General features: G+C 62.2%; 29 protein-coding genes. 18 read left to right on the top strand and 11 right to left on the bottom strand.

Going from position 1 to position 26,318, the window contains the following annotated elements; all coding sequences use genetic code 11:
- Nucleotides 1-48: 48 nt before the first annotated feature.
- Entirely contained in the window at nt 49-936 is an 888-nt protein-coding gene (locus AB7933_RS09250; RefSeq protein ID WP_024074037.1) for a helix-turn-helix domain-containing protein, read from the bottom strand.
- Nucleotides 937-1,125: 189 nt separating this feature from the next.
- Here AB7933_RS09250 and pobA point away from each other — a divergent pair, with 189 nt between their 5' ends.
- The gene (pobA, locus tag AB7933_RS09255; protein ID WP_172831376.1) at nt 1,126-2,310 is read left to right on the top strand and encodes a 4-hydroxybenzoate 3-monooxygenase; all 1,185 of its coding nucleotides are present in this window, start codon (nt 1,126-1,128) and stop codon (nt 2,308-2,310) included.
- 66 nt (nt 2,311-2,376) lie between these two features.
- On the top strand, nt 2,377-3,894 hold the full coding sequence (locus tag AB7933_RS09260) for an MDR family MFS transporter (protein WP_024074039.1): 1,518 nt from the start codon (nt 2,377-2,379) through the stop codon (nt 3,892-3,894).
- Nucleotides 3,895-4,092: 198 nt separating this feature from the next.
- On the opposite strand, the gene AB7933_RS09265 is transcribed toward AB7933_RS09260, so the two are convergent.
- Both AB7933_RS09265 and AB7933_RS09270 read right to left on the bottom strand, forming a co-directional pair.
- On the bottom strand, nt 4,093-4,932 hold the full coding sequence (locus AB7933_RS09265; RefSeq protein WP_024074040.1) for a cache domain-containing protein: 840 nt from the start codon (nt 4,930-4,932) through the stop codon (nt 4,093-4,095).
- A 50-nt stretch (nt 4,933-4,982) separates the two neighbouring features.
- Nucleotides 4,983-5,756 carry a transporter substrate-binding domain-containing protein gene (locus AB7933_RS09270; RefSeq protein ID WP_024074041.1) on the bottom strand — a complete coding sequence of 258 codons (774 nt, stop codon included), beginning with the start codon at nt 5,754-5,756 and terminating at the stop codon, nt 4,983-4,985.
- A 490-nt stretch (nt 5,757-6,246) separates the two neighbouring features.
- On the opposite strand from AB7933_RS09270, the gene AB7933_RS09275 reads away from it, so the two are divergent.
- The 5 genes from AB7933_RS09275 (at nt 6,247) to AB7933_RS09295 (ending at nt 10,904) form a co-directional block, all read left to right on the top strand.
- Entirely contained in the window at nt 6,247-7,617 is a 1,371-nt protein-coding gene (locus AB7933_RS09275) for a glutamine synthetase family protein (RefSeq protein ID WP_024074042.1), read from the top strand.
- A gap of 101 nt (nt 7,618-7,718) precedes the next feature.
- A complete protein-coding gene (locus AB7933_RS09280; protein WP_024074043.1) occupies nt 7,719-8,318 on the top strand; it encodes a class I SAM-dependent methyltransferase in 600 nt (199 codons plus the stop codon).
- A 122-nt stretch (nt 8,319-8,440) separates the two neighbouring features.
- Entirely contained in the window at nt 8,441-9,574 is a 1,134-nt protein-coding gene (rnd, locus tag AB7933_RS09285) for a ribonuclease D (RefSeq protein WP_024074044.1), read from the top strand.
- Complete coding sequence (locus AB7933_RS09290) at nt 9,571-9,864, top strand: YcgL domain-containing protein (protein ID WP_024074045.1); 294 nt, start codon at nt 9,571-9,573, stop codon at nt 9,862-9,864. The genes rnd and AB7933_RS09290 overlap by 4 nt, the downstream gene beginning before the upstream one ends.
- Before the next feature lie 107 nt (nt 9,865-9,971).
- Nucleotides 9,972-10,904 (top strand): D-2-hydroxyacid dehydrogenase, encoded by a 933-nt coding sequence (locus tag AB7933_RS09295; protein WP_024074046.1) that lies wholly within the window; start codon nt 9,972-9,974, stop codon nt 10,902-10,904.
- Nucleotides 10,905-10,952: 48 nt separating this feature from the next.
- On the opposite strand, the gene AB7933_RS09300 is transcribed toward AB7933_RS09295, so the two are convergent.
- Nucleotides 10,953-11,546: a nitroreductase family protein gene (locus tag AB7933_RS09300; RefSeq protein ID WP_024074047.1), complete on the bottom strand. Its 594-nt coding sequence runs from the start codon at nt 11,544-11,546 to the stop codon at nt 10,953-10,955.
- Nucleotides 11,547-11,834: 288 nt separating this feature from the next.
- On the opposite strand from AB7933_RS09300, the gene AB7933_RS09305 reads away from it, so the two are divergent.
- Nucleotides 11,835-12,284, top strand: a complete 450-nt coding sequence (locus AB7933_RS09305) for a YcgN family cysteine cluster protein (RefSeq protein WP_024074048.1) — start codon at nt 11,835-11,837, stop codon at nt 12,282-12,284.
- Nucleotides 12,285-12,297: 13 nt separating this feature from the next.
- Complete coding sequence (locus AB7933_RS09310) at nt 12,298-13,518, top strand: hypothetical protein (RefSeq protein ID WP_024074049.1); 1,221 nt, start codon at nt 12,298-12,300, stop codon at nt 13,516-13,518.
- 83 nt (nt 13,519-13,601) lie between these two features.
- Here the strand turns inward: AB7933_RS09310 and AB7933_RS09315 are convergent, their stop codons facing one another.
- From AB7933_RS09315 to AB7933_RS09325, 3 genes are all read right to left on the bottom strand, one after another.
- Entirely contained in the window at nt 13,602-13,952 is a 351-nt protein-coding gene (locus AB7933_RS09315) for a YgaP family membrane protein (protein WP_024074050.1), read from the bottom strand.
- A 68-nt stretch (nt 13,953-14,020) separates the two neighbouring features.
- Nucleotides 14,021-14,488, bottom strand: coding sequence for an RNA methyltransferase (locus AB7933_RS09320; RefSeq protein WP_003210674.1), 468 nt, complete (start codon nt 14,486-14,488; stop codon nt 14,021-14,023).
- A 475-nt stretch (nt 14,489-14,963) separates the two neighbouring features.
- Nucleotides 14,964-15,338, bottom strand: a complete 375-nt coding sequence (locus AB7933_RS09325) for a YajD family HNH nuclease (protein WP_003210675.1) — start codon at nt 15,336-15,338, stop codon at nt 14,964-14,966.
- Between the two features lie 151 nt (nt 15,339-15,489).
- Here AB7933_RS09325 and AB7933_RS09330 point away from each other — a divergent pair, with 151 nt between their 5' ends.
- Nucleotides 15,490-16,410: a ParB/Srx family N-terminal domain-containing protein gene (locus AB7933_RS09330; protein WP_024074051.1), complete on the top strand. Its 921-nt coding sequence runs from the start codon at nt 15,490-15,492 to the stop codon at nt 16,408-16,410.
- A gap of 132 nt (nt 16,411-16,542) precedes the next feature.
- Here AB7933_RS09330 and AB7933_RS09335 read toward each other — a convergent pair whose 3' ends face one another.
- On the bottom strand, nt 16,543-17,229 hold the full coding sequence (locus AB7933_RS09335) for a spermidine synthase (protein WP_024074052.1): 687 nt from the start codon (nt 17,227-17,229) through the stop codon (nt 16,543-16,545).
- A gap of 78 nt (nt 17,230-17,307) precedes the next feature.
- Here AB7933_RS09335 and AB7933_RS09340 point away from each other — a divergent pair, with 78 nt between their 5' ends.
- The gene (locus tag AB7933_RS09340) at nt 17,308-17,586 is read left to right on the top strand and encodes a hypothetical protein (protein WP_041160864.1); all 279 of its coding nucleotides are present in this window, start codon (nt 17,308-17,310) and stop codon (nt 17,584-17,586) included.
- Here AB7933_RS09340 and AB7933_RS09345 read toward each other — a convergent pair.
- Together AB7933_RS09345 and AB7933_RS09350 are read right to left on the bottom strand one after the other, a co-directional pair.
- On the bottom strand, nt 17,583-18,056 hold the full coding sequence (locus AB7933_RS09345) for a cyclic nucleotide-binding domain-containing protein (RefSeq protein ID WP_024074054.1): 474 nt from the start codon (nt 18,054-18,056) through the stop codon (nt 17,583-17,585). The two genes, AB7933_RS09340 and AB7933_RS09345, sit on opposite strands and share 4 nt — an antisense overlap.
- A 66-nt stretch (nt 18,057-18,122) precedes the next feature.
- A complete protein-coding gene (locus AB7933_RS09350) occupies nt 18,123-20,177 on the bottom strand; it encodes a S9 family peptidase (RefSeq protein ID WP_093235542.1) in 2,055 nt (684 codons plus the stop codon).
- A gap of 21 nt (nt 20,178-20,198) precedes the next feature.
- On the opposite strand from AB7933_RS09350, the gene AB7933_RS09355 reads away from it, so the two are divergent.
- Genes AB7933_RS09355 through AB7933_RS09365 form a run of 3 tightly spaced genes read left to right on the top strand, consistent with a single transcriptional unit; the run spans nt 20,199 to nt 22,096 of the window.
- Nucleotides 20,199-20,735, top strand: coding sequence for a hypothetical protein (locus tag AB7933_RS09355; RefSeq protein ID WP_024074056.1), 537 nt, complete (start codon nt 20,199-20,201; stop codon nt 20,733-20,735).
- Between the two features lie 30 nt (nt 20,736-20,765).
- Nucleotides 20,766-21,542 carry a class II glutamine amidotransferase gene (locus AB7933_RS09360; RefSeq protein WP_024074057.1) on the top strand — a complete coding sequence of 259 codons (777 nt, stop codon included), beginning with the start codon at nt 20,766-20,768 and terminating at the stop codon, nt 21,540-21,542.
- A gap of 11 nt (nt 21,543-21,553) precedes the next feature.
- Entirely contained in the window at nt 21,554-22,096 is a 543-nt protein-coding gene (locus AB7933_RS09365) for a DUF2937 family protein (RefSeq protein ID WP_024074058.1), read from the top strand.
- A gap of 121 nt (nt 22,097-22,217) precedes the next feature.
- Here AB7933_RS09365 and AB7933_RS09370 read toward each other — a convergent pair whose 3' ends face one another.
- Complete coding sequence (locus tag AB7933_RS09370; RefSeq protein ID WP_024074059.1) at nt 22,218-23,132, bottom strand: LysR family transcriptional regulator; 915 nt, start codon at nt 23,130-23,132, stop codon at nt 22,218-22,220.
- Between the two features lie 175 nt (nt 23,133-23,307).
- Here AB7933_RS09370 and AB7933_RS09375 point away from each other — a divergent pair, with 175 nt between their 5' ends.
- The 4 genes from AB7933_RS09375 (at nt 23,308) to AB7933_RS09390 (ending at nt 26,314) form a co-directional block, all read left to right on the top strand.
- Complete coding sequence (locus AB7933_RS09375; RefSeq protein WP_024074060.1) at nt 23,308-24,048, top strand: 5-oxoprolinase subunit PxpA; 741 nt, start codon at nt 23,308-23,310, stop codon at nt 24,046-24,048.
- Nucleotides 24,045-24,749, top strand: a complete 705-nt coding sequence (locus tag AB7933_RS09380) for a 5-oxoprolinase subunit B family protein (RefSeq protein WP_024074061.1) — start codon at nt 24,045-24,047, stop codon at nt 24,747-24,749. The genes AB7933_RS09375 and AB7933_RS09380 overlap by 4 nt, the downstream gene beginning before the upstream one ends.
- Complete coding sequence (locus tag AB7933_RS09385; RefSeq protein WP_024074062.1) at nt 24,746-25,654, top strand: biotin-dependent carboxyltransferase family protein; 909 nt, start codon at nt 24,746-24,748, stop codon at nt 25,652-25,654. The genes AB7933_RS09380 and AB7933_RS09385 overlap by 4 nt, the downstream gene beginning before the upstream one ends.
- Nucleotides 25,655-25,774: 120 nt before the next feature.
- Nucleotides 25,775-26,314: a hypothetical protein gene (locus tag AB7933_RS09390; RefSeq protein WP_024074063.1), complete on the top strand. Its 540-nt coding sequence runs from the start codon at nt 25,775-25,777 to the stop codon at nt 26,312-26,314.
- The last annotated feature ends 4 nt before the right edge of the window (nt 26,315-26,318 follow it).

The raw sequence follows: 26,318 nt of genomic DNA on the forward strand, positions 1-26,318 counted from the left end.
TATTGGGGACGCTTCGCGCCCCCAGCGTAAGCGAGCCAGCTGCCAGCGTCAGGTGTGTGCCGTTTCGGACTTGAGCTGCTCGCGAAACGCCTTGGGCGAAAACCCGACACGCCGGCGAAACAGCCGGGAGAAGTTGGTCGGGTCGGAAAACCCCAATACCTCCGACATCTCATTGATCGTCATGCTGGTGTAGGTCAACAGGCGCTTGGCCTCCAGCAATTGGCGGTCATGCATGATCTGCAACGCGGGCTGCCCGCCCAATTCCCGACAGGTGCCGTTCAAGTGTGAGACCGATATCCCCAGCTTGTGAGCCAGGTCTTCGATCTTCGGGTGCTCGCGGTAGTGCTGCTCCACCAACTGGGTAAAGCGCCGAAAGTATTCACGCCCCCGTGGTGCCCGTGGGTGGCGGCGCTGGATGGCCTGGCGACTGATCCATACCAGCAGCACGCTGACCAGGGCGTGCATCATCATGTCCCGGGCCGGTTGTTCATCGGCATATTCGTCCTGCAGGCGGGCGAACAGGTTGTTGAGGTAGTCGCTGTCCTCGCTGGCCGGGTAATTGCCCAGGATCTGCAAGCCGTCCACCGCCGCGCCCAGTTGCGCTTGCAGGTGGCTGACCAGCGGCGCCGCCAAAGTCACCACGTAACCTTTCACGTCTTCGGCAAAGCGAAACCCATGCACACACAGCGGTGGCAGCACCTGCAAGGTCGCTTCGTTGAGCGTGGTGCGCTGGCCTTCGATTTCCAGTTGCGCCTGGCCTTGGTGCACGTACAGCAACTGGCACAGATCCGCATGCCGGTGGGGCTGGATTTCCCACTGGTATTCCCGACTGCGCCGAGAAATGGTTTCGCAGTGCAACAAATCAGGCGTCGGCCATTGCTGGCTTTCCCCGTAAAGCTTGAAGACCGGAATCGCGGAACTGGCAGGTTTGGTCATGGTTTCAATCCGATACTCAGGATAGTGGTTCGGTAATCGCACCGATTGGCAAAAAGCGCAGACTTTGACGCAGTTTTCACCTTCTTATAGCGGGCACTCAAGTGAAAAATGTTCGCAGCAAGACCAATGACAACTCTTTCACCTGATCCGTTCGGGTGAAGCTGGCGGGCCATAAAAATAATGAAAACGTTGAAAACCCAAGTCGCCATTATTGGCGCCGGTCCCTCCGGACTGCTACTCGGTCAACTGCTGCATAACGCCGGTATCCAAACCCTCATCCTTGAGCGCCAGAGCGCCGATTATGTGCAGGGCCGCATCCGTGCGGGGGTGCTGGAACAAGGTATGGTCGACCTGCTGCGCGAGGCGGGTGTGAGCCAGCGCATGGACGCCGAAGGGTTGGTCCATGACGGCTTCGAACTGGCGCTTGATGGCCAGCTTACCCACATCGACCTCAAGGCGCTCACCGGCGGCCAGTCGGTGATGATCTACGGCCAGACCGAAGTCACCCGCGACCTGATGGAAGCGCGTGCCGCTGGCGGTGCCATCACCCTCTACGAAGCCCGTGACGTCCAGCCCCATGACCTCAAAAGTGATCGACCCTGGCTGACTTTCGAGCATCAGGGGGAGACGTTCCGCCTGGAGTGCGATTACATCGCCGGGTGCGATGGCTACCATGGCATCGCTCGCCAATCGATCCCGGCCGAATCGTTGAAGGTGTTCGAGCGGGTTTATCCCTTTGGCTGGCTGGGTATCCTGGCCGATACGCCGCCGGTACATGCCGAACTGGTGTACGCCAAGCATCCACGCGGCTTTGCCCTGTGCAGCATGCGCTCACCGACGCGTAGCCGGTATTACCTGCAAGTGCCCGCCGACGAGCCCCTGGGTGAATGGTCGGACGAGCGTTTCTGGGATGAACTCAAGACCCGCCTGCCCAGTCACCTGGCCGAGCAGTTGGTGACCGGGCCATCGATCGAGAAAAGTATCGCGCCGCTGCGCAGTTTCGTGGTGGAACCGATGCAATACGGACGCCTGTTCTTGCTCGGGGACGCGGCCCATATCGTGCCGCCCACCGGGGCCAAGGGCCTGAACCTGGCGGCGAGCGATGTGAGCACGCTGTATCGCATTTTGCTCAAGGTGTATGGCGAGGGGCGGGTGGAGTTGCTGGAAAACTACTCGGCAATCTGCCTGCGGCGGGTGTGGAAGGCCGAGCGGTTTTCCTGGTGGATGACCTCCATGCTGCATCAGTTTCCCGAGGCGGACGGGTTCAGCCAGCGCATTGCCGAGAGCGAGCTGGCCTACTTCAGCAGTTCACAAGCCGGTCGCAGAACCATCGCCGAAAATTACGTCGGACTTCCTTACGAAGCTATCGAATAGCCTGCTATCGTATCCAGCATTCCCGCGGGCCGCCTTTTCCCGCGGGGCTTGCTCGAAGGTTCTGCCGTGACCCAGCTCAATCAGCCCGCTCCCTCCGTTCCCGCCGTGCGCAGTGTTCTCGTCTCGTTGATGATGGCGATCTTCCTTGGTGCCCTGGACCAGACCATTGTCGCCGTGTCCATGCCGGCCATCTCTGCGCGGTTCCACGACGTTGACCTGCTGGCCTGGGTGATTTCCGGCTACATGGTGGCAATGACCGTGGCGGTGCCGATCTACGGCAAGCTCGGCGACCTGTACGGGCGCCGGCCGATGATGCTGATCGGCATGGGGTTGTTCACGCTGGCGTCGCTGTTCTGCGGCATGGCGCAAAGCATGGAGCAACTGGTGTTGGCGCGGATTCTCCAGGGCATTGGCGCCGGCGGGATGATTTCGGTGAGCCAGGCGATCATCGGCGACATCATCCCGCCACGCGAGCGCGGGCGCTACCAGGGCTATTTCAGCAGCATGTACGCGGTGGCCAGCGTGGCCGGGCCGGTGTTGGGCGGCTACATGACGGAGTACCTGTCGTGGCGTTGGGTGTTCCTGATCAACCTGCCCTTGGGCGCCGGCGCCTGGTACGTGGCCCATCGCACCCTGGTGGGGCTGCCGTCGCCGCAACGCAAGCCGATCATCGATTACCTTGGCACCGTGCTGATGATCATCGGCTTGACCGCGTTGTTGCTGGGCATCACCGAAATCGGCCAAGGCCATCCGTGGCGCGACGATGATGTGCTGGGGTTGCTGGCGTGTGCACTGCTGGCGTTGAGCGTGTTTGTCTGGCATGAGCGCCGCGCGCCAGAGCCATTGCTGCCGATGCACCTGTTTGCCAACCGCAGCGCGGTGCTGTGCTGGTGCACGATTTTCTTCACCAGCTTCCAGGCCATTTCCCTGACGGTGCTGATGCCGCTGCGGTTCCAGACGGTGACCGGTTCCGGTGCTGACAGCGCGGCCCTGCACTTGCTGCCGCTGGCGATCGGCTTACCGATAGGCGCCTACTGTGCCGGGCGCATGACCTCGGTGACCGGCCGCTATAAACCGATGATCGTCAGCGGCGCGTTGCTGAGCCCCTTGGCGATTCTCGGCATGGCTTTCAGCGCGCCCCAGGCGGTGGGGGTGACAGCGCTGTTCATGCTGTTGTGCGGGATCGCCGGCGGCATGCAGTTCCCCACCTCGTTGGTGGGTGCGCAGAACTCGGTGGAACAGCATGATATCGGTGTTGCCACCAGCACCACCAACCTGTTCCGTTCCCTGGGAGGCGCGGTGGGGGTGGCCTGCATGTCGGCGCTGTTGCTGGCGCTGCTGCAGGACTCGAGCTTCGCTCACCTGGCCAGTGGCGCGCTGATGGTCGAGGGCAGCTCCGGCAACGTGCTGCTCGATGGCCTGAACGCCGCTCCAGGCCCGGCGCAGGATGCCCTGCGCGGCGAGTTGGCCGTGACGTTTCGGCATTTGCTGATGGTCAGTGCGGCGGTGTCGCTGCTGGGGTTGGCGGCGGCGATTGCGATGCCGAACCGGGTGTTGCGTGGTCGTGAAGACAAGGCTAAATGACTGACGGGGCGTGGTTAAAAGGGTGGGAGCTGATAAGTCAGTTCTTATTAAGACTTAAAAGTTTTCCCTGAACGGCCGGATTTTTGTGGTGAGTGGGTTGTTGTGGCCAGCGGGCTTGTTGTGGCAAGCCCGCTCGCCACAACAAGCCCGCTCGCCACAACCACAGGGGGGCAAGCGGGACTTCCCATTCAAGTCCCCTCAGGGGCTGTAGTAACCCACCGCCACCATGAAATGCCCGGTCTTGCGCACATACGCATGCTTGTGTTCGACCTTATTGGTCACCGGATTCTTCCAGCGGTATTTGTATTCACCCTGGCCCTGCTCCGCCATCATCTTCAGGATCGGCTCGCCCACCGGCTTGCCATCCGGGTCCTTGATCTTGCTGAAGTCGGTATTGATCAGTCGCAGGTTGGTGCCATGGGCGACATAACGCTGGGTGTTCAGGTCCACGACGAACACGTAGAGATCATCTTGCAGGAAGCCACCCTGCAACGAGTTGATCGCCTTGAGCGTGCCGGCTTCATCCTTGACCAGCGCCGTCACTGCCTTGTCCCGCAGGGCCCGGGCCTGTTCCGGCGTGGCCCGCGGCAGGTAGTAACCCACCGCCACGATGCGTTCGCCCACGCGTTGGTAAAACACATGCTTGTGCTCGACCTTGCCGTCGTTCCAGTTCTGCCAACGGTAGTCGGCCTGCTGGATACCCTGGCCTTCCGGCACCTTGAGCGCGTCCTTGAACGACTGGCGCAAATCCGGCCCCAGCACCTCGGACACATCGCGACCGATCAAGGCCGAGGAGGGCCCGCCGCTGGCCAGCAATACGCCTTGGGTGTCGACCACGAACACGTAGCGGTCATGGTCGACAAACTCACCCTGGCGGCTGAAGGCTGCGAAGGCCTTGTCGCCATTACTCTGGTAGTAAGCCAAGGCTTTTTCCAGCAGGGCCTTGGCGGCATGCGCGTCTTCATCCTGAGTGGTGGTGGCGTGCACCTGGCTCATACCCAACAGCAGCAGCCAGGTGATGCGCAGCAGTCCCTTCATGACCCATCCCTCATTCTTATTGATGTGACCACAGCTTAGACGGCTGTGGCTCAGGGCGCCGCCAGCCATTGATTGACGATGCCATCGTAGACCCCGGTGGCCACGCTCAGGTGCAACCACTGGTCGACGTAACTCTTCCACGCCACATCATCGCGGGGCAGCAGGAAGGCTTTCTCGCTGTACTGCATCTGCCGCTCGGGGTTGACCGCGCACAGTCCGGGCTTGAGCTTCTGTTGGTAACGCGCTTCGCTGGCGTCGGTGATCATCACGTCAGCCTTGCCCGCTAGCAGTTCGTCGAAGATCGTCACGTTGTCATGCAGGCGTATCTGCGCCTGGCCCAGGTGGGCGCGGGCGAACACTTCGTTGGTGCCGCCTGCCGGTTCGATCACCCTGACCTGGGGTTGGTTGATCTGCTCGACGGTCTGGTAGCGCTGCACGTCCGCGCAGCGCACCAGCGGAATCTTGCCGTCTACGCCGAGCGCCTGGCTGAAGAAGGCCTTTTTCTGGCGTTCCAGCGACACCGAAATGCCACCCACGGCGATGTCGCAACGTTGGGCGAGGAAGTCCGGCATCAAGGTTTTCCAGGTGGTAGGCACCCACTTGATCTGCGCATTGAGGCTCTTGGCCAGGGATTCGGCCATGGCGATATCAATGCCTTCATACCCGCCATCGGCACGCAATGAGGTGTAGGGCTTGTAGTCGCCGGTGGTGCAGACGGTCAGCGTGCCGCGCTGGAGCACGTCGTCGAGGCGCGAGGAGGGGGTGTCGGCCAGGGCGCTGGTCGTCACGCTTGCCAGTACACACAGGGCTAGAGAAGCTTTCATGCGATCTTGTCCTCGGGGGCGTTTTTTTGTAGGCGCGAGCTGGCTCGCGAAGAACTCAAGGGCGCTGAGTTTAGCCTGGCTACTGGCGTGATCGTTAACGACCTTCGCGGGCAAGCTCGCTCTTCCAGGGCGACGCGCAGCAGGGGGGCGAATGTTTAGCCAACGCGCAACCAAACTCCGTCAAGCCTGAATTTAACCGCCTGTGCAGGCATGTGACGCTGCCGGGCATCTCCCTCACTGTGATTCACCCATGGACGGTTCCCCCGACACTTACCTCGAGACCTTGCCTGGCGCGTGTGCGCCGGGCGGTCCGACCGATGTCGAGGCGTTACCCTCCGAACTGGCTTTCTGGGCCCTGTTCCACTGCCGACATGCGCGCCCACCAGATACCCCTCTCCTACGCTGACCCTCCCCATGGATGACGCACACGTGTGCGCATCTGCCCGGCGGCGCCCGTGCGCCTGCCTGACGCAACCGTATGAGAAACCCCATGAGTGTGTTTGCCTGCCTGCACGAAGCCCAGTCTTTCCTTGAACAGCACCCGCACATCGAGATGTTCGAGCTGTTTATCCTCGACAACAACGGTGTGCCGCGCGGCAAGTTATTGCATCGCGACGAACTGCTGGCGGTGTATGAAAGCGGTCGCCCGTTGCCCAGCACGATCCTGGGCCTGACCATCAACGGCGATGACGTGGAAAATTCCGGCCTGGTGTGGGACGTCGGCGATATCGACTGTCGCGCCTACCCGATCAGCGGCAGTCTGCAACCCATGCCCTGGCGTCTGATTCCCACGGCGGCGGTGCAAGTCAGCATGCACCCCACCGAAGGTTTGCCCGCGACCGTGGCCGACCCCCGGCATTTGCTGGCCAGAGTGATCGACGGACTCAAGGCCGACGGCTACTACCCGGTGATGGCCGCAGAGCTGGAGTTCTACCTGCTCGACCAGAAACCCGACAGCCACGGCCGCCCGCAGCCTGCACGGGATGTGGATGGCGGTCGGCCGCGCTCGACCCAGGTCTACGGCCTGCGCGAGCTGGAGCAGATCGAACCGTTTCTAGCCGACCTCTACAGCGCTTGCAAGCTGCAAGGCATTCCGGCACGCACGGCGATTTCCGAATACGCCCCGGGCCAGGTGGAGATCACCCTGGAGCATCGCTACGACGCCCTGCAAGCGATGGACGAGGCGGTGCGCTACAAACGCCTGGTCAAGGGCGTGGCCCATCAGCACGGCATGACGGCCTGCTTCATGGCCAAGCCATTCGACGACCTGGCGGGCACCGGCATGCACATGCACGTCAGCCTGGCCGACGCCGACGGCAACAACCTGTTCGCCAGCGATGCCGCCGACGGTACGCCGCTGCTGCGCCACGCCGTGGGCGGCATGCTCAGCACCTTGCTCGATTCGCTGCTGATGTTTTGCCCCAACGCCAACTCCTATCGCCGCTTCCAGACCAACAGCTATGCCCCCCTGGCCGCCACCTGGGGCGTGGATAACCGCACCGTCAGCCTGCGCGTCCCCGGCGGCCCGGCTCACTCCCGGCATATCGAACACCGCATTTGCGGCGCCGACGCCAACCCCTACCTGGCCGCTGCCGCGATCCTGGCTGGCATTCACCGTGGCCTCCGCGAACAACGCGACCCCGGCGCCCCGGTGGAAGGCAACGGCTACGCCCAGGCCCAGGAATTGCTACCCACCGACTGGCTCACCACCCTGCGCGCACTCGAAGGCTCAAGCTGGGCCCAGGAGGCGTTTGGCCGTGAGTTTCTGGGGGTGTACCTGGCGGTGAAGCGCGCCGAGTACCGGCAGTTCATGGGGGAGGTGGGAGAGCAGGATTGGCGCTGGTATCTGCATCAGGCCTGACCGGATTGACGGTAGTGGCGCCTTCGACCTTTTTTTCACGTTGCGATGGGTAAGCTGCGAATCAAGGTCGTTCACTACTGTTTCACTCATATGAGCCTGTGATGTCGTCACAACCCCTTTCTTCGATCGAGATTGAATACGCCGAACGCTGCGACCGTGAGCATGCCAGGGTCTGCGGCGACACGCGCCCGCCCGGGCTGCGTCGGCGCCTGGCATCGTGGCGCGACCAGTGGTTGGTGCGCCAGGCGCTGAAAGTCGCTGGCGAGCCCGGCCTGATCCTTGACCTGGCCTGTGGCTCGGGGCGGTTCTGGCCGGTGTTGGCCGAGCACGTCAACCGGGTGATCCTGGCTTCGGACAACTCCCAGGGCATGCTCGACCATGCCTGCACCCATCACCCGGCGTCGTTGCTCAAACGGGTCAAGACCTTCCAGGGTTCGGCGTTTTCCATCGGGTTGTCGGCAAATGCGGTGGATTGCATTTTCTGCCTGGAATTGTTTCGCCATGTACCCAACAGCGAAGCGCGCCTGGCATTGCTGAGCGAGTTTCATCGGGTCAGTCGCGACACAGTGATCGTGTCGGTGGCCTCCCGTGACCGTGTGGAAGGCGAGTTCCGCGAAGCCGGCTTTAAAGTCCTGAGCTACCAGGAGTTCCTGCCGGGCTCAAGCCTGTGGCGGGTCTACGTACTGCGCAAGAAAGGATAATTCGATTCTGTCGGACTATTCTTCACGTCCTGTCGGAGTTTTCATGGTTGCGTGTGCACTGCGGGTGCTCGCAAGTCCCCTTCGCGATATATACTGCGCGCCATTCTTCAAGGGAGAGCCGTGTGGCCATCGATATTCACTGGATCTGCGACAACGATAGCCTCGGCCAGCATTGCGCCGAATGGCAGCAGTTGCCATTCGTCGCCCTCGACACCGAATTCATGCGGGTCGATACCTTTTATCCCATTGCCGGGCTGATCCAGATTGGCGATGGCCAGCGTGCTTACCTGATCGACCCCCTGACCATCGACAATTGGCAACCCCTGGCGGCCTTGCTGGAAAACCCGGCGGTGATCAAGGTGGTCCACGCGTGCAGCGAAGACCTGGAAGTGTTGCTGCGCCTGACCGGCAGCCTGCCGGTGCCGTTGTTCGACACCCAATTGGCCGCGGCGTACCTGAACCTCGGGTTCTCCATGGGCTATTCGCGCCTGGTGCAAGCCGTGCTCGACATCGACCTGCCCAAGGGCGAGACCCGCTCGGACTGGCTGCAACGCCCCTTGTCCGAGACCCAGGTGAGCTACGCCGCCGAAGACGCGGTGCACCTGGCCGAGGTCTACATCCGCCTGCGCCCGCAACTGTCGGATGACAAATACGCCTGGGTCCTGGAAGACGGCGCCGAGCTGGTGGCCAACCTGCGCCGCGAAGTCGACCCGTACGAGGTGTACCGCGAGGCCAAGCTGGCGTGGAAATTGTCCCGTGCCCAACTCGCCGTATTGCGCGAGCTGTGTGCCTGGCGCGAGCAGCAAGCGCGTGCCCGCGACCTGCCACGCAACCGCATCATCCGCGAACACTCGTTGTGGCCCCTGGCCAAATCCCAGCCGGATAACCTCGCCGCGCTGGGCAAAATCGAAGACATGCACCCGCGCACCGTGCGTCAGGACGGCCAGTTCCTGCTGGACCTGATCAAGCGTGCCGGCAGCGTGCCCATGGACCAATGGCCGCCCGCCGTGGCTGAACCGCTGCCGGTGGACGCCGCCACGCTGATCAAGCAACTGCGCGCCCTCGGCCAGGCGTTCGCCGAGCGCCTGGACATGGCGCCGGAACTGATGCTGCGCAAGAAAACCCTCGAAGCCCTGGTCAAAAGTGGCTACCCCGATGGGCCTTATAAACTGCCAGACTCGCTGCGTGGCTGGCGCCGCGAGTTGATGGGCCAGGTGCTGCTCGACAGCCTGGCCACTGCCGGAGAACAGCCTTGAAACGTATCTGCTCCATCTATCGCAGCTTGAAAAAAGACGGCATGTACCTCTACGTGCTGAAAAGCGACGCTCTGGAGCGCGTGCCGGAGCCGTTGATGGTTGCGTTCGGCAAGCCGCACCACGCCTTCGACATGGTGCTGACGCCGGAGCGCAAGCTGTCGCGCGAAGACATCATTGTCGTGCTGGAAAACCTCGACAAGCAGGGCTACCACCTGCAAATGCCGCCGGCCGAGGACGAGTACATCGAGCACTTGCCCGAAGAGCTGTTGCGACGCAACGATCCGATGTGATCGGTCAGTGCCCTGTCCAGGGCACCGTATTCAACGCAATCGTATGAGTGGGCGGTGGCCGTAGGGAAGCGGGCGGCCGTCTGCACTGTTTTTGAAAGGTTTGAACCATGCGTGTTCTGATTGCTGAACAGGATCACCCGCTCTACGCCCAGTTGCTGAGCGAAGCGGCCCCTGACCTTGAGGTGTTGACCAGCGGCGATTCGGCCGAACTGTCGCGCCTGGCCGCCGACTGCCCGGTGTGGCTGGGCCAGCCGGACCTGCTGGCGACCCTACTGCGCCAAGGCCATCACCCGCAGTGGCTGCAGTCGACCTGGGCCGGCATTACGCCGCTGCTGGCCGACGGCTTGCCGCGCGACTATCGCCTGACCCGCGCCGTGGGCATTTTTGGCCAGGTCATGGCGGAGTTCGTCCTCACCTACATGCTTGGCCATGAACGCGAAGTGCTGGCGCGCCTGGTCAGCCAGGTCGAGCGCAAGTGGGACAACCGCATGGGCCAGAGCCTGGCGGGGCGCACGGCGCTGATCGTCGGCACCGGTGATATCGGCCAGCGCGTGGCCGAGTTCCTGGTGCCGTTTGGCGTCAAGCTGTACGGCGTCGCCAGCACCGCTCGGGAGCAGGCGCCGTTTATCGAAGTGGCCGGGCCTGATCAGTTGGGCCGCCTGGTGGGGGAGGCGGATTATGTGATCAACCTGCTGCCCAACACGCCCAATACCCATGACCTCTACGACGCGGCACTGTTCAAGCAATTCAAGCCGACCGCTTTGTTTATCAACGTCGGGCGCGGTGTGGCCGTGGTCGATGCCGACCTGGTCGAGGCCTTGAAGGAAGGGCACCTGGCCGGCGCGGTCATCGACGTCTGCCGCCAGGAACCGCTGCCGCAACGCCACCCGTTCTGGACCGCCTGGGGCCTGCTGTTGACCGGGCACAGCTCGGCGCCAACCTCGCCACGGATGATGGTGGATCTGTTCGTGCAGAACGTGCGCGCGTATCAGGCCAAGCAGGCCTTGCGCGGCGAAGTGGATTTCGAGCGCGGTTACTGACCTGACGCGGGAAAGAATGTGGGAGGGGGCAAGCCCCCTCCCACAGTTTCAGAGGCTGAAGTCACCTTCCGATACCAGCTCGCTCAACGGCTTGCGCGGGCTCGGCACTTCACGGCCTTGCAGGTACTCAGGCAGGGTCGACTTGTCGCCCAGCTTGCCCACGGCTACCGCCGCATGCAGTGCGTAACCCTCAGGAATCTTCAGCTCTTTGCGGGTCAGCTCCTGATCGAAGCCGGCCATGCCGTGGGTGTACCAGCCGCTGAGGCTGGCTTGCAGCGCCAGGTGGCCCCAGGCCGAGCCGGTGTCGAAGGTGTGCCACAGCGCCGGGGTTTCTTCCGTGGCGCCGGGGGCGATGAAGTCGGTCTTCGAGGCGATGATCACCAGGGCCGACGCATGTTGTGCCCAGCCACGGTTGAATTCGTTCAGCAGGCCGAGGAAACGCTCCCAGTCCGGCGTGTCACGGCGCGCATAGAGAAAGCGCCATGGCTGCGAGTTGTAGGCCGACGGCGCCCAGCGGGCGGCTTCGAAGAAACTCAGCAAGGTTTCCTGCGGAATGCTTTCACCGGTAAAGGCGCGCGGCGACCAGCGTTCGGTGAACTGGGTGTGGATCGGGTAATCGGCAACGCGTGGGTTTGTGCTCATGAACAGTTCCTGACGACGATGATGGGTACGGTTGGACAGGCAGGCGCAGATTCAAAAAAACGGCGCACCGATGCGCTCGGCGAAGGTTTTTTCAAGGCTCCATAGGGCATCGGGGCAATGCGGTCACGCATTTATGGCTCACGACACGGGGCCTTTGCGGCCCACAAAGCTACTGCGATGAATAGTCGCTGACAAGTCTTGCAACACCGCCAGTCGTAAGCGCTTGGCCGCGGGGGCCATGGGCACTAGACTGGCGGCCTTTTCACATTCCGATACTGATGTAGAGCCATGGCCGCCAAAGTCGAACCCTTCTGGATACGCAAAACCCTTGAGCAGCTCGACCAAGAGGAGTGGGAGTCGTTGTGCGACGGCTGTGGCCTGTGCTGCCTGCAAAAGCTTGAGGACGAAGACGACAACAGCGTCTATTACACGCGCATCGCCTGCAAACTGCTGGACCTGAAAACCTGCCAGTGCACCGACTATCCCAACCGCCGCGACTCGGTGCCTGACTGCATCCAGCTCACCCCGGGCCAGGCCGACCAGTTCAAATGGTTGCCACCCACCTGCGGCTATCGCCTGGTCAGCGAGCGCAAGGACCTGCCGCTGTGGCACCACCTGGTCTGCGGCGACCGCGACGCCGTGCACCACGAACGCATTTCCCAGTCGGGGCGCATGCTCAGCGAAGGCAGCGTGCCCGAAGATGACTGGGAGGATTACCTGATCTTCCGCGCCGGCTGAAAAAGGAGTGTGTATGACCGTGGGAACCAAGCTGGCGACAAGCCTGGTGTTGCTGACGCTGAGCATGCCGGCGTGGTGCGCGAAGAAAGTCGACCTGGATTATCACGTCAAGCTGCTGCCCCTGAGCGATCAGGCCGAGGTCCGCGTGAGCCTGTCCCAGGGTTCGGCGGTGCGCAGCCTGAACTTCGACCTGGGCCATGACGGCGACTACAGCGACTTCAAGGCCGATGGGCAATGGAAAGTCAGTGGCCACCGTGGCGTGTGGCAGCCCAGCGCCGACAAGGCCAGCCTGACCTACCGCGTACGCCTCACCCACGCACGCAAGCCGGGCCTGTATGACACACGGATGACGCCGAGCTGGGCGCTGTTTCGCGGTGAAGACCTGGTGCCCACTGCACGGCTTGACCAGCAGGATGGTGTCGAGCTGGTGTCGCGCCTGGCGTTCGAGCTGCCGGCCGGCTGGAAGAGCGTCGAAACCGCCTGGCCGCGCATTGGCAAGAACAAGTTCCGCATTGACAACGTTTCACGCCTGTTCGACCGCCCCACTGGCTGGATGCTCGCCGGCAACCTGGGCAGCCGCCGTGTGCGCCTGGGCGAAACCGAAGTCACAGTGGCCTCGCCCAAGGGCCAGGCCATGCGCCGCATGGATGTGCTGACGCTGCTGACCTTCGTCTGGCCGCAAGTGGAAACCGCCTTTCCACGCCATCCCGCCAAGCTCCTGGTGGTCGGCGCCAGCGACCCGATGCGCCGGGGTGTGTTCTCTTCGCGTGACTCGATCTACCTCAACAGCCGCACGCCGTTGGTCAGCGAGAATGGCAGCAGCCCGTTGATTCGCGAAGTGGTGCAGGCAATTGGCCGTTTCAACGACCATGACACCAGTGACTGGATCAGCGAAGGCCTGGGAGAGTACTACGCCATTGAACTGGTGCGCCGTGCCGGAGGTATCACCGATGAACGGTATGCGGCGATACAGGCCAGGCTGGCCAAGGAAGGCAAGGACGTCACCAGCCTGCGCGGCGAGCACGTCAGCGGAGCGATTGTGGCGCGGGCCGTGGTGGTGATGCAGGAGCTGGACCGCGAGATCCGCGTGAAAACCCACAACAAGCGTTCCCTCGATGACCTGGCCCAGGCGGTGATGCGTGCGAACAGCATCACTACCGCGGAGTTTGTGCAGTTGGCCGAGAGCATCATCGGCGAATCGTCGGTGGTGCTCGACAGCAAGTTGTTACGCTGAAATCCGAGCCATGCACCAAGCAACATGTGGGAGGGGGCAAGTCCCTTCCCACATTTGGATCCCCACCTCACCGAAGGCTTGGATCACCCCGCCGTTTTTGTAGCCTTCTCAGCCGCCACTTCGGCCTTGGTCTTGAGGTTTTTCAGCTCTGCACCGGCGCGTTCGATCTTGGTGCGTACGCTGTTCATTTCCTGGCGACCTTGTTCCAGCTTGTCCTTGAGCGTGCTGTGTCCGGTAAAACCACGGGTCAGTGCCACACCCCCAATGGCCACCTGAATCAGCCCGAAAATCCCGCCACGACGCAGGCCTTTGCCAACCATTATCACGCCACCCGCCACCGAGCCGATGCGTTCCCAGCCATGCACGTTCTGTGTGGGGCGGGTTTCAAAAGGGGTGTGTTCGATGATGGGTCGCAGGGATTTGCTGTCGCTCATGATCTGTCTCCAACAAGGGCTAGTGATATGCAGCTGACTGTTTGCAGGCGGCGGATGTTCCCGAAAAATCAGTACTTGGGCCCCGAGCGGGTATTATTGCCCTTGGCCAGGCGGTCGTAGAGCACCACGTTGACAGTGGCGGCAAGGTTCATGCAGCCGGTGGTCGGGATGTAGATCACGTCTTCGCACCAGTCGCGAATCTCTTTATCCAGCGAGCCGTCTTCCGGGCCGAAGATATACAGCGCGCGGTCTGGGTGGGTGTATTCGGGCAGCGGGCGGGCGCCCTCCACCAGCTCGACGGCGACGGGGATGCAACCGAGCGGCAGGATCTTCTTCAGGTCATCGATACCGATCAACGGAATGTCGTGGTGGACCTTCTTGGTGTCGGTGATGAAATCCCGGGCGCGCTCGTAACGCTTGCCGGTGTAGAACACCGAGGCCACGCCGTAGCAGCCGGCGGCACGCATCACCGAGCCGACGTTTTCGGGGGATTTTGGGTTATACAGACCGATGCAGCTGTAGCGTTTATTGCCCACGGGGAAGGGTGCCTTGGATAAAAGCGGCGATTATACGGGCAATGGCGACGACTTTGGGCCGAGCAGGCTTTCTGTGGTGAGCAGGCCTACTGTGGCGAGCAGGTTTGTTGTGGCGAGCGGGCTTGCCCTAATGCCGTTCAGTTAAGGCTTTTTTTGTAGGAGCGAGCTTGCTCGCGAAGAACTTACAGGCGCCGCGTTCATTCAGGAAACACGCGTTATCGTTGACGTTTTTCGCGAGCAAGAACTAGGCGTCCCCCTCGCTCCTACAGAAGGCGATGTACGCTTAACTGAATGGCATTAGGGCTTGCCCCGCGTTGGGCTGCGCAGCAGCCCCAATAAAGCAAAATGCGGTGTATCAGATATTGCAGGAGCGGCTGGTTTTGGGGCTGCTGCGCAGCCCAACGCGGGGCAAGCCCGCTCGCCACAAATAGATAGCGCTGTGCCCGCCACAACAAGCCTGCTCACCACAAGGATTTCAGTCGTCTTTCTTCATCAACCCCGCCAACGCCGCAAACGGGTTGTGCGTGGCCTTGGCAATCGTCGGGCTGCTGGTGGAGCCTTCGCCGAAGTACTGCTGGTCGGTGTAGCGCGAGTGTTCGTTGTCGTGGCAATACAAGCAGAGCAGTTCCCAGTTGGAGCCGTCCTGGGGATTGTCATCATGATTGTGGTTACGGTGGTGTACGGTCAGTTCACTCAAGCGTTTGCCGGCGAACTCACGGGCGCAACGGCCGCACACGTGGGGGTACATTTTCAGGGCTTTGTCGCGGTAGCCCATTTCCCGGTCGCGTTGGGCATCGGCAAGGATGCGGTCCAGCTTGGCGGTGTGGGAGGGCGGGTTGGTCGAGCTCATCATGGCTCCTGGCTGTTTGGTGGGTCACGGATAGCGTTGATTCTAGCCGCTTGCGGGGCAAATGACCGCTGGCTTTTTCAGCAACCGTACAGCCTGGCGCCGGCGATCGTTTGTAGTATCGGTTCACTCAATTCATAAGGATCTGAAACCTATGCGTTTACCTACATGGACAGTTGCACTTCTACTCTGCGCCCTCACGGCGCAAGCCCAGGCGTTCTCCACGCCCAAGCCCGGCCAGGTGATCGAGGTGGCCCTCGACCAGTTGCACCCCACCCAGGCCGTGGTGGGGTTCGACCAGATCTACTACAGCCTGGGGCTGTTTGCCGACAAGCCCGCCAAGGTCTTCGATGAGTACTGCGAAACCAATGGCCAGGGCGAGGCCGACAAGGTGCCCGGCAAGGCTGACCTGCACCAGCCCGACAGCTTCACCTGCAAGGACCCGGTGGGCACCCATCCCGAGGACATGAAAACCGTGGTGGTCGGCCCAGCCGGGCAGCTGTACCTGACCGACGGTCACCACAGTTTCACCACCTTGTGGGAAGTGCCCGGCGGCGGCCCGCGCTTGAAGATGTGGGTCAAGGTCACCGACGACTTCAGCAACAGCCCGAACATGGCGAGCTTCTGGCAGCGCATGGAAGCGGCCCGCAAGGTCTGGCTCAAGGACAACCGAGGCCAGACCCTGCCACCGGAGCAACTGCCGGCGCACCTGGGGTTCAAGAACCTGCAGGACGACACCTTCCGCAGCCTGGTGTATTTCACCCGCAAGGCCGCCTATGGCAAGCCGGATGCTGGGGAGATCGCGCCGGAGTTCCTGGAGTTCTATTGGGGTAACTGGCTGCGCACGCAGGTGGACCTGGGCCAGTACAACCTGAACAAGAAAGGCGGCTACAAGGATGCCATCGAAGCGGTGGCCAAGCGCATGGTCAGCCTGGCGCCGGGTTCACAGGTGGGGGATAGCGGCTTTACCGCCCATCAACTGGGCGGCATGCCCCAGTTGGACCGCGATGAGCTGGAGAAGACCTTCGACAAAAAAGTGCCGTATGTGATCGATTACCGCAAATCCCACCACTGATCGGGGATCAAAAATGTGGGAGGGGGCTTGCCCCCGATAGCGATGGATCAGTCACTGCACCTGGCACTGATAGACCGCCATCGGGGGCAAGCCCCCTCCCATATTGGATTTTCAGCGTTTGGTTAATGGTGCTCAGCCCTTGAGCTTTTCCGCAATCCAGATGGTGTGCCGGGTGCCCTTGTTGCCATGGGCGAACACCTGCACTTCCTCGGCCTTGAAACCGGCCTTGCGCAGTTTGTCGCTGAACAGCTTGTCGGCACTGGCCGACCATACGGCCAACACGCCCTTGGGCCGCAGGGCCTTGGCGCAGGCCGCCAAGCCACCGGCGGAGTAAAGCCAGCTGTTGGCTTTTTGCGTGAGGCCTTCGGGGCCGTTGTCCACATCGAGCATGATCGCGTCAAAGCCCTGGGGCTCGGCCTGCAGCACCTTGGCCACGTCTTCCAGGCGAATCAGCGTGCGCGGGTCGAGCAGCGGGCGCCCGGCTTTTTCCCCCAAGGGCCCGCGGTTCCACTCCACGACGCCCGGCACCAGTTCAGCCACCACCACCTCGGCGGTCTTGCCCAAATGCTTGAGCGCCGACGCCAGGGTGAAGCCCATGCCCAGGCCGCCAATCAATACCCGCGAACCGGGGCGGCCGGCGACTTTTCGGCAAGGAATTTCCGCCAGGGCGTCTTCGGAACCGTGCATGCGCGTGTTCATCAACTGGCCGCCGTCACCGCCCTGGATCTTGATGACAAAATCTTCACCGTACTCGAACAGGCACAAGGCACCGCCGTTATCGGGGATCGGGGTGGTGTCGAGCAGAACGAAACGTTTCATGGAAATCTCATTGGGAAGGGCATTCTTGCGCGGTTGGGAGTAGCCTTACGACATTCCGGTCAGGCCATGGAGCCATCGATGAAGTGCAGCATTCTAACGGTCATTGTGTTGAGCGCGCTCGCATTGGGTGCGGCGCAGGCTCAGGAGTTACAAACCGTACCGGTCGCGCCAGCGCCAACCCCAGGCGCACCGGGCACCCCGACGCCGACGTTGTACCCGCAAGTCACCCCGCCGGCCGTGCCCAAGACCAACGGCTCCCCCGCCTTGGCGCCGATCGTATTGCCGACGCCGCCGAAGGACCAGACGGTGCCCGGCTTGCAGCAGAACGACAGCAAGCCGAAGTCGCCCGGCGGTTAAAACTGTTGGGACAGTAATTGCCCATCGGCCATGCGCAGGCGCTTGGACAATGCGATGGCGATTGCGCGGATGATCTTAGCCGCCACACGGGGCGTTTCATTGAGCATCTTTTCCAGGGCGTCCTTGCCCAGGCTCAACAAGACGCAGTCGCTGGCGGCCACGCAGCTGGCGGAACGTCGCTCGCCGTCGAGCACTGCCATTTCACCGAAGGCCCGGCCACTGCGCAGGGTGGCGATGGTCAGGCGTTGGCCATTGTGGTTGGTTTTCTGTACCGCCACCTGGCCACTGTGGAGGATGCACATGAAGGTGCCAGCATCGCCCTCGAGGAAAATCACCTCGCCCTCGGCAATGCTGCTGATATTGAAGTAGCCGGCGGCGACGTGAAAGTCTTCCGGCAACAACGGGTCGAACAGGCCGCAGTCCATGAGCATGTCGCGGATTTCGGTGTTCATTAGCGTCGGTAGTGCCATGGCTGCAATCTTGGTCCATCAAAGGTGGCGGTCCTGTGTTCAGACAGGACCGCTCCGCGAAGTTCCTTACACCAGCCCCAGCACCTTGAATACAAATGCATATTCGAGTGCTACGTCACGAATTCCCTGGTAGCGACCGCTCATCCCGCCGTGGCCGGCGCCCAGTTCGGTCTTGAGCAGCAGCAGGTTGTCGGAGGTGGCGGTCGCCCGCAGCTTCGCCACCCACTTGGCCGCTTCCCAGTACTGCACGCGGCTGTCGTTGTAGCCAGCGATCACCAGCGTGGCCGGGTAGGCCTGGGCGCTGACGTTTTCGTACGGCGCGTAGGCCTTGATGCGTGCGTACACCTCGGGCTCCTCGGGGTTGCCCCACTCGTCGTACTCGGTGATGGTCAACGGCAGTTCCGGGTCGAGCATGGTATTGAGCACGTCGACGAACGGCACTTCGGCAATCGCCGCCTGGAACAGCTCGGGGCGTTGGTTGAGCACCGCGCCGATCAACAGGCCACCGGCACTGCCGCCGCTGATCACCAGTTGCTGGGCGGTGGTCAGGCCCTCGGCGATCAGGTGTTCGGCACAGGCAATAAAGTCGCTGAAGGTGTTCTGCTTATGTTCCTGCTTGCCGTTGCGATACCAGGCTTCACCCAGCTCGCCGCCGCCGCGCACATGGGCAATGGCGAACGCCACGCCACGGTCCAGCAGGCTCAGGCGGGCGTGGGAGAACCACGGGTCGAGGCTCTGGCCGTAGGCGCCGTAACCGTAGAGGTACAGCGGCGTCGGCTTGCCGAGTTGGTCGCGCTTGACCACCAGGCTGATCGGCACCTGGGTGCCATCGGCGGAGGTGGCCCACAGGCGCCGGCTGACGTAGTCATCGGCGTTGAACACGCCGAGTACCGGGGTTTCCTTGAGCACTTGCTGCGCGCCGCTGGCCAGTTCCAACTGGCGGACCTGGGCCGGGCGGTTCAGGGCTTCATAGCGCAGGCGGATCTTGTCGCTGACGAATTCCAGGCTGTTCTGGACGTAGAGGCTGTAGGCGGCGTCGGGTAATTCCACGCGATAGGCCGGCACGCCTTGGGGGTGCACTTCGATCACCGGCAGGCCGCCGATGCGCAGGCTCAGGGTCATGGCGTAGGCGTTCAGGCTGACGCCGTCGAGCATCACCTCGTCGCTGTGGGGGATCAGGTTCTGCCACTCATCCTCGGTTGGCACGTCGCCAATGTCGGTCGCCACAAACAGGGCGTAGTTGATGCCGTCACGGTTGCTGCGGATAAACCAGGTCCACGCGCCATTCAGTTGGCCGTGGTCGACATCGTATTCATGGTCCTCGACCCGCGGTGCCAGGCAGGTGAAGTCCAGGTGCGGCTGGTTGGCGTCCAGGGCCCAGATTTCGCTGGTGGTCTTGCTGCCCAGGGCCAGCAGCAACTGGCGCTCTGAGCTGGAGCGGTAGCAGTGCAGGAAGAAACGCCCGTCGGGCTCATGGAACACTTCCTGCGCGGCCGTACCATCCAGGCGGTAGCGATACAGCTTGTGTGGGCGGTGGGTGTCATCCAGCTCGCCGAAGAACAGGGTCAGGCTGTCATTGGCCCAGGTCATGCTGCCGTCGCAGTTGTCGAACGCCAGTTCGCTGACTTTGTCGGTGGCCAATTCCTTCACGTACAGGGTGTAGATCTCTTCGCCATTGGTGTCGAGGCTGTAGGCCAGGCGCTGGTGGTCGGGGCTGATGCTGAACGCGCCGAGGGAGAAGAAGCCACCATTGGCCAGGGCGTTGGGGTCCAGCAGCAGCTCTTCGCTGCTGGCGTCCACCTGGTTGCTGTCGTCGGCCGGGCGGCGGCAGCGGTAGTGGCGGGCATACTCGTCACCGGCGGTGGTGCGTGTGTAGTACAGGTACGGGCCCCAAGGGGAGGGCAGCGACAGGTCGGTTTCGAGGATGCGCCCCTTGATCTCCTCGAACAGGGTTTCGCGCAGGGCCTGCTGGTCGGCGAGTTGGGCTTCCAGCCAGGCGTTTTCGGCCTTGAGGTAATCGAGCACTTCAGCGCTGTCACGCTCTTGCAGCCAGGCGTACGGGTCCTGGCCTGGGGCTTTGCGGGCAATCGGGGCGGCAGTGATGTGGGTCGATGAAGGCATGGATCACTCTCTGTCTGGCGGATGGTGGCAGCCATTGCAGCCGCGACACGCAAAAGCCGTTATCATAGCCGCCTGTTTGCCTACGTTGCCATGGACACCATGACCGAGAACGACTATCTGACCGCTTGGGGCCTTTACGCCTTCGCCGCTTTGGGCTGCCTGTTGGTGTGGTGGCGCATGACCCGCTGGATCTGGCGTTGGTTGCGCGAGCCGCTGCAATTGCTGATGGCGGTGCTGCTGTTCAGCCCGACCATCGTCGATCCGGTCAAGACCCAGTTCGCCCCGGCCGTGGCCATCACCGCGATGGACCTGGTGCTCAAGGTCGGCAATAACGCCTGGCGGGCCGTCTCCGATCTGTTCATGTACACGATGATCGCCTTTGGCGTGTATATCGTCATCGTGTTGATCCGTTGGCCCATCGAGCGTGCCGCCAAGGCCCGCCGTGAGCGCAAGGCCGCGGTCGATGCCGCCTTGGCTGCCGAGCCGGAAGACGAAGACGATGAACCGTTCCGTCGCCCGGCGCCGGTGAGCGGTATGCGGGTCGAACCGCGCCTTTAACGTAGTCCGCCCTGCAGCGAGAGCCCTGGCATGTGTGAATTATTGGGCATGAGTGCCAACGTCCCCACCGATATCGTATTCAGCTTTACCGGGCTGATGCAGCGCGGCGGGCGTACCGGGCCCCATCGCGACGGTTGGGGCATTGCCTTCTACGAAGGCCGTGGCCTGCGCCTGTTCCAGGACCCGGCCGCCAGCAGCGAATCGGAAGTCGCCCTTCTGGTGCAGCGTTATCCCATCAAGAGTGAAGTGGTGATCGGCCATATCCGCCAGGCCAACGTCGGCAAGGTGAGCCTGGCCAACACCCACCCGTTCGTGCGCGAACTGTGGGGGCGCAACTGGTGTTTCGCCCATAATGGCCAGTTGGCGGACTTCAACCCGCGCGCCACGTTCTACCGCCCGGTGGGTGATACCGATAGCGAGGCGGCGTTCTGCGACCTGCTTAACCGCGTACGCGAGGCATTCCCGGAGCCAGTCGATATTGAGCAGATGCTGCCGGACCTGATCGCCGCCTGCGCCGAATACCGCAGCAAAGGCGTGTTCAACTGCCTGCTCAGCGATGGCGACTGGTTGTTCTGCTACTGCTCGACCAAACTGGCGCAGATCACCCGGCGCGCCCCGTTTGGCCCGGCACGCCTGAAAGATGTCGACGTGATTGTCGATTTTCAGGCCGAAACCACCCCCAATGATGTGGTCACGGTGATTGCCACCGAGCCGCTGACCGACAACGAAAACTGGACCCGCTACGAACCGGGCCAATGGAGCCTGTGGCGACGCGGTGAATGCGTCAGCCAGGGCATTACCGAGTAGGGACATCGATTATGTTGCTCAGCTATTTGCGACTGGTGCTGTTTGCCATTGGCTTGTTGGTCGGTGTGCAAGTGCCGGGGTTTATCAACGACTACGCCAAGCGCGTCGAAGCCCACCTGATCGAGGCCCAGACCGGCCTGCGCGGGTTTGAGTCCACTGCGCAGCAGTTCTTCAATGGCGACTTGCAGGCCCTGGTGGCCCACTACCGCGCCAGCGACGACCCGGTGTTCCAGAGCGATGCCAAGAGCCTGGGGGCGATGCTCGATCGCCAGGTGGCGTTGGACAAGCAATTCCAGGCCATGCAAGGCCCGTGGTACATCCGCGCCCTGCAAGTGGCGGTGGCCGCCGACCCGGATATCCGCCTGGAAACCTGGAACGGCTACAGCTACCAGATCCTGCTGACCCCCGAGGCCATGGGCTGGGGCCTGGGTGGGGCGATGTTGCTGTCGTTTGGCCTGGAGTGCCTGTTCCGCTTGATCGACTGGGTGGTGTTGGGCGGCAAGCGCCTGCGTCAGAGCCGGCCGATTGAAGAGCGGGACCTGAAAGGTCTCTAACCAACACCTGGGGCAACTGTGGGAGGGGGCTTGCCCCCGATGGCAGTGGTTCAGTCACTGATGTATTGACTGACACGCTGCTATCGGGGGCAAGCCCCCTCCCACATTGGATTGGGTTCCTTCAGTTGCTGAGCACCATCCGCTCTTCGCCAACCTCTTCGGCATACCTGGCCACCACCTTCTGGCACAACCCCACAATTTCCTCCACCAACTCCACCCCCACGCGCCACGACACCACCACCTGCAAGTTCGGCAGTTTCTGCGCCATGGGCAACATCACCAATTCACCGCGTGCCAGTTCTTCGATGACCAGCACGGGGGGCAGTGCGCCAATCCCGAAGCCATCGCGCAGCAGGCGGGTAATCGCCGACACCGAATTCACACAGTTCATCCGTGGCGCGGCAACGCCATTGGCCTGCATCAGGCTGAGCACGTCCTGATGGGGGTGGGAGTTTTTTGAGTAGGTGATGATGCGTTCCTGGGCCAGTTCGGCGAGGGAAGCGTAGTCGCGGTTGTAGATCGATTGGCTGGCGACGATCCAGGCCATGGGGTGGCTGGCCAGTTCCAGGCTGCGCACGGTCTCCAGGCGGAGCAGGTCAGTTTGCAGGATCAGGTCGAGGAAGCCTTTTTGCAGCTGATCGCTGAGGTTGAGTGCGGTATCGGCGATCAATTCGATTTCCACCCGGGGGAACTGGTCCATCAATTCGGCGACCAATGGGCTCAGCCAGGTGTGGATCACCGTGTCCATCGCGCCGATACGGATGCGCCCGACCTTGCTGCTGGTGGTCTCCAGGGACTGCTTCAGGCCCTGCATGGTCACCATCATCTGCTCGGCATAATCGAGCACCTTCAAGCCTTCCGGGGTCAGGCTCACGCCCCGCGAATCACGCAGAAACAGCTTCACCCCCAGTTCGCTCTCCAGCACCGCAATGCGGCTGGAAATCGAGGCCTGGGTGGTGAACAGCTTCTCGGCGGTCAGGCGAAAACTCTTGAGCTTGGCCACCCAGACGAAGGTTTCGAGGAACTTCAAATTCATGGGATCAACTTTTTCTTATGCATGGATCGGTTTTTATTAGTTGGACGCCGCACCGCGCAAACGCCAAAAATCGAGCCATTCCACGATAAGCGTCGTTGGGGTATGAGGACAAGTTGCGAGTTCTGTGTAAAAAATCCCACACTACAAAAAAACAAAGCCTACAGGAGCAACCACCGTGAGCCGCCTGCTATTGAACTGCGACATCGGCGAAAGCTTTGGCAACTGGACCCTGGGTCTGGATGCCGAGGTCATGCCGTTCATCGATTGCGCCAACGTGGCTTGCGGTTTTCATGCCGGCGACCCGAGCATCATGCGCAAGACCGTCAGCCTGGCCCTCAAACACGGCGTACAGGTCGGCGCGCACCCGGCGTACCAGGACCTGCAAGGTTTCGGCCGCCGCTCCATGGCCTACACCCCCCAGGAAATCCAGGACCTGTTGCACTACCAGATCGGCGCGCTGGAGGGCATCTGCCGTGCCCAGGGCGGGCGTGTCAGTTACGTCAAACCCCATGGCGCGATGTACAACGACATGATGGCCAACCCGGCGCAGTTGCGTGCAGTGATCCAGGCCGTGGCCGCCTACGGCGACCTGCCGCTGATGCTGCTGGCCACCCGCGACAACAGCGCGGCCCAGGCACTGGGTGACGAATATGGGGTGATCCTGTGGTTCGAGGCCTTCGCTGACCGTGCCTACGACCCCAACGGCCATCTGGTTTCGCGTCAATTGCCGGGTGCGGTGCACCACGATCCGGAGGTCATCGTCCAGCAATCCTTGACCCTCTCCCGTGGCGAACCCCTGACCGCCAGCGACGGCAGCCCCTTGGTCTTGCAGGCCAATACCCTATGTGTGCACGGTGACAACGCCAGTTCGATCGCCGCCGTGCAGCGCATCCGCGAGGCATTGAAGTCAGCATGAAGCCACGGATTGAAGTGGTGGCGATCGACTGCCTGATGGTGCGTCTGTTCGAGGTGATTGCCGAAGCCAACATGCCGTGGATGCTCGCCGCCACCCAGCGCTTGCGCAGCGGTTTTGGCACGGCGCTGGTGGATCTGGTGCCGTCCTACACCACCTTGATGGTGCATTACGACCTCACTGCGTTGAGCCCGGCGCAAGCACGGGGATTGATCGACCAGGCGCTGACCGACCTGCAACCCCAGGCCCAGGGCAGTGGCCAGTGCCATGTGCTGCCGGTGTGGTATGACCTGAGCGTCGGGCCTGAGCTGAGCTTGCTCAGCCGGCGCAGCGGCCTTTCGGTGGAGGATGTCATCCGCCGCCACAGTGCCCACGAATACCAGGTATTTGCCCTCGGCTTCGCTCCCGGTTTTGCCTTTATGGGCTTGGTGGACGAAGCCCTCGCCACTGCGCGTCTCAACACCCCGCGCAAACGCGTGGCGGCCGGCAGCGTGGGCATTGCCGAACGGCAAACCGCCGCCTATCCGGTGGTCTCCCCTGGTGGTTGGAACCTGATTGGCCGCACCCCGGCCAAGTTGTTTGACCGCGAGCGCGACGGCTACAGCCTGATGCAACCGGGCGACACGGTGCGTTTTGCCGCCGTCAGCCACGCCGAGTTTATCAACCTGGGTGGCGATGACACGCCGTTGGAGGCGCAGGCATGAGCCGCTTGATCATCGAGGCCAGCACCCCGCTGTGCCTGTTGCAGGACGCCGGACGTTTTGGCGTGCGCCACCTGGGCGTGACCCAGGGCGGTGCGCTGGATTGGGTGTCGATGTCCTGGGCCAATTGGCTGCTGGACAATGTGCTGGATGCGCCGGTGGTGGAAATTACCCTCGGCGGCTTTACCGTACAGGCCGAGGAATATTGCTTGCTGGCCTTGGCCGGCGCGGACCTGGGCGCCTACATCGATGAGCGTGCGATCAGCCCTGGGCGCAGTTTTATCCTGCAAAAGGGTCAGCGTTTGCGCTTTACCCAACCGTTCAGCGGCGCGCGGGCTTACCTGGCTGCACCGGGTGGGTTTGATGCGCCGGATGTGCTGGGCAGTTGCGCCACCGTGGTACGGGAGGAACTGGGTGGCTTGAACGGCTTTGGCGAGGCGTTGGCCGAAGGCGCGCGGTTGGCCTATTCCGGTACCGGCGGAGCGATGAAAGTGCTGAGCACGCCGGCGTTGCCAGCCAAGGCGCCGCTGGATGTGATCGTCGGCGCCCAAATCGGTCAGTTCAGCGGCCAGAGCCTGTTTGATGCCTTCAATACCGACTGGACTCTGGACAGTCGCGCCGACCGCATGGGCATGCGCTTGCTGGGCACGCCGTTGCAGTACCAGGGGCCGTCACTGATTTCCGAAGGGATTCCGTTGGGCGCGATCCAGGTGCCGCCGGATGGGCAGCCGATTGTGTTGCTCAATGATCGGCAGACGATCGGCGGCTATCCGCGCCTGGGCGCGTTGACGCCACTGGCGTTGGCGCGCCTGGCGCAGTGCCTGCCGGGGGAGAAGGTGAGGCTGGCGCCGGTGGTGCAGGAAACGGCGCATCGGCAGCAGGTGGATTTTTTACGCCGGTTCATTTGAGCGCTGTTATGGCGCCCGAATGACGGTCAGGATTAGTCTCACATGCCTGATGGGCATTGCCGTCTTGGTTCGAGTGGGTGCATGTGGAAGTCTTAGTGCTTCATTCACTAGGGTTCCAACATGCGCTACTTGAAAATCTATGCACAGGATGTCCTCGATAATGATGTGCCCGATGTGGTCAGTCTGGAGTTTCATGACGATACCCACACCCCGACTCTCGTCCGGCAGGCCACGGCCTTCGATATTACCGATGACGGGCAGCTGGATTGGGTGATTGCCGATGATGTGAACCAGGATGGCGTCATCGATGCCGTCGACCGGGCACTGGCAATTGAACTGGCCCAATTGTTTGTTGAGTTCAATTGGTTCAGCCTCGACGCACCTTTCGACAAATACTTAAAGGTGTTTGCCCGCGACTTTGGCGGCAACGGCATACCCGACACCGTGCGTCTGCACTTTCACCAGGGCGAGGGCGCACCTACGGATGAAAGCATTGTCTACACCGCGGCGATTTACGGGGACGACAATGGCCTAGGCAGTGTTTCGATCAATCAGGATGTCAATAATGACGGCAAGGTCACCCACAAGGATGCTGAATTGCTCAAACAGTTTTCCGCGCTGTTTCTGAAGTTCTGTTGGATCGACGCCGAGCGCTGCTGAAAGC

It is taken from the genome of Pseudomonas gorinensis (assembly GCF_042015035.1).
In the GTDB taxonomy this organism is placed as follows: Bacteria; Pseudomonadota; Gammaproteobacteria; order Pseudomonadales; family Pseudomonadaceae; genus Aquipseudomonas; species Aquipseudomonas gorinensis.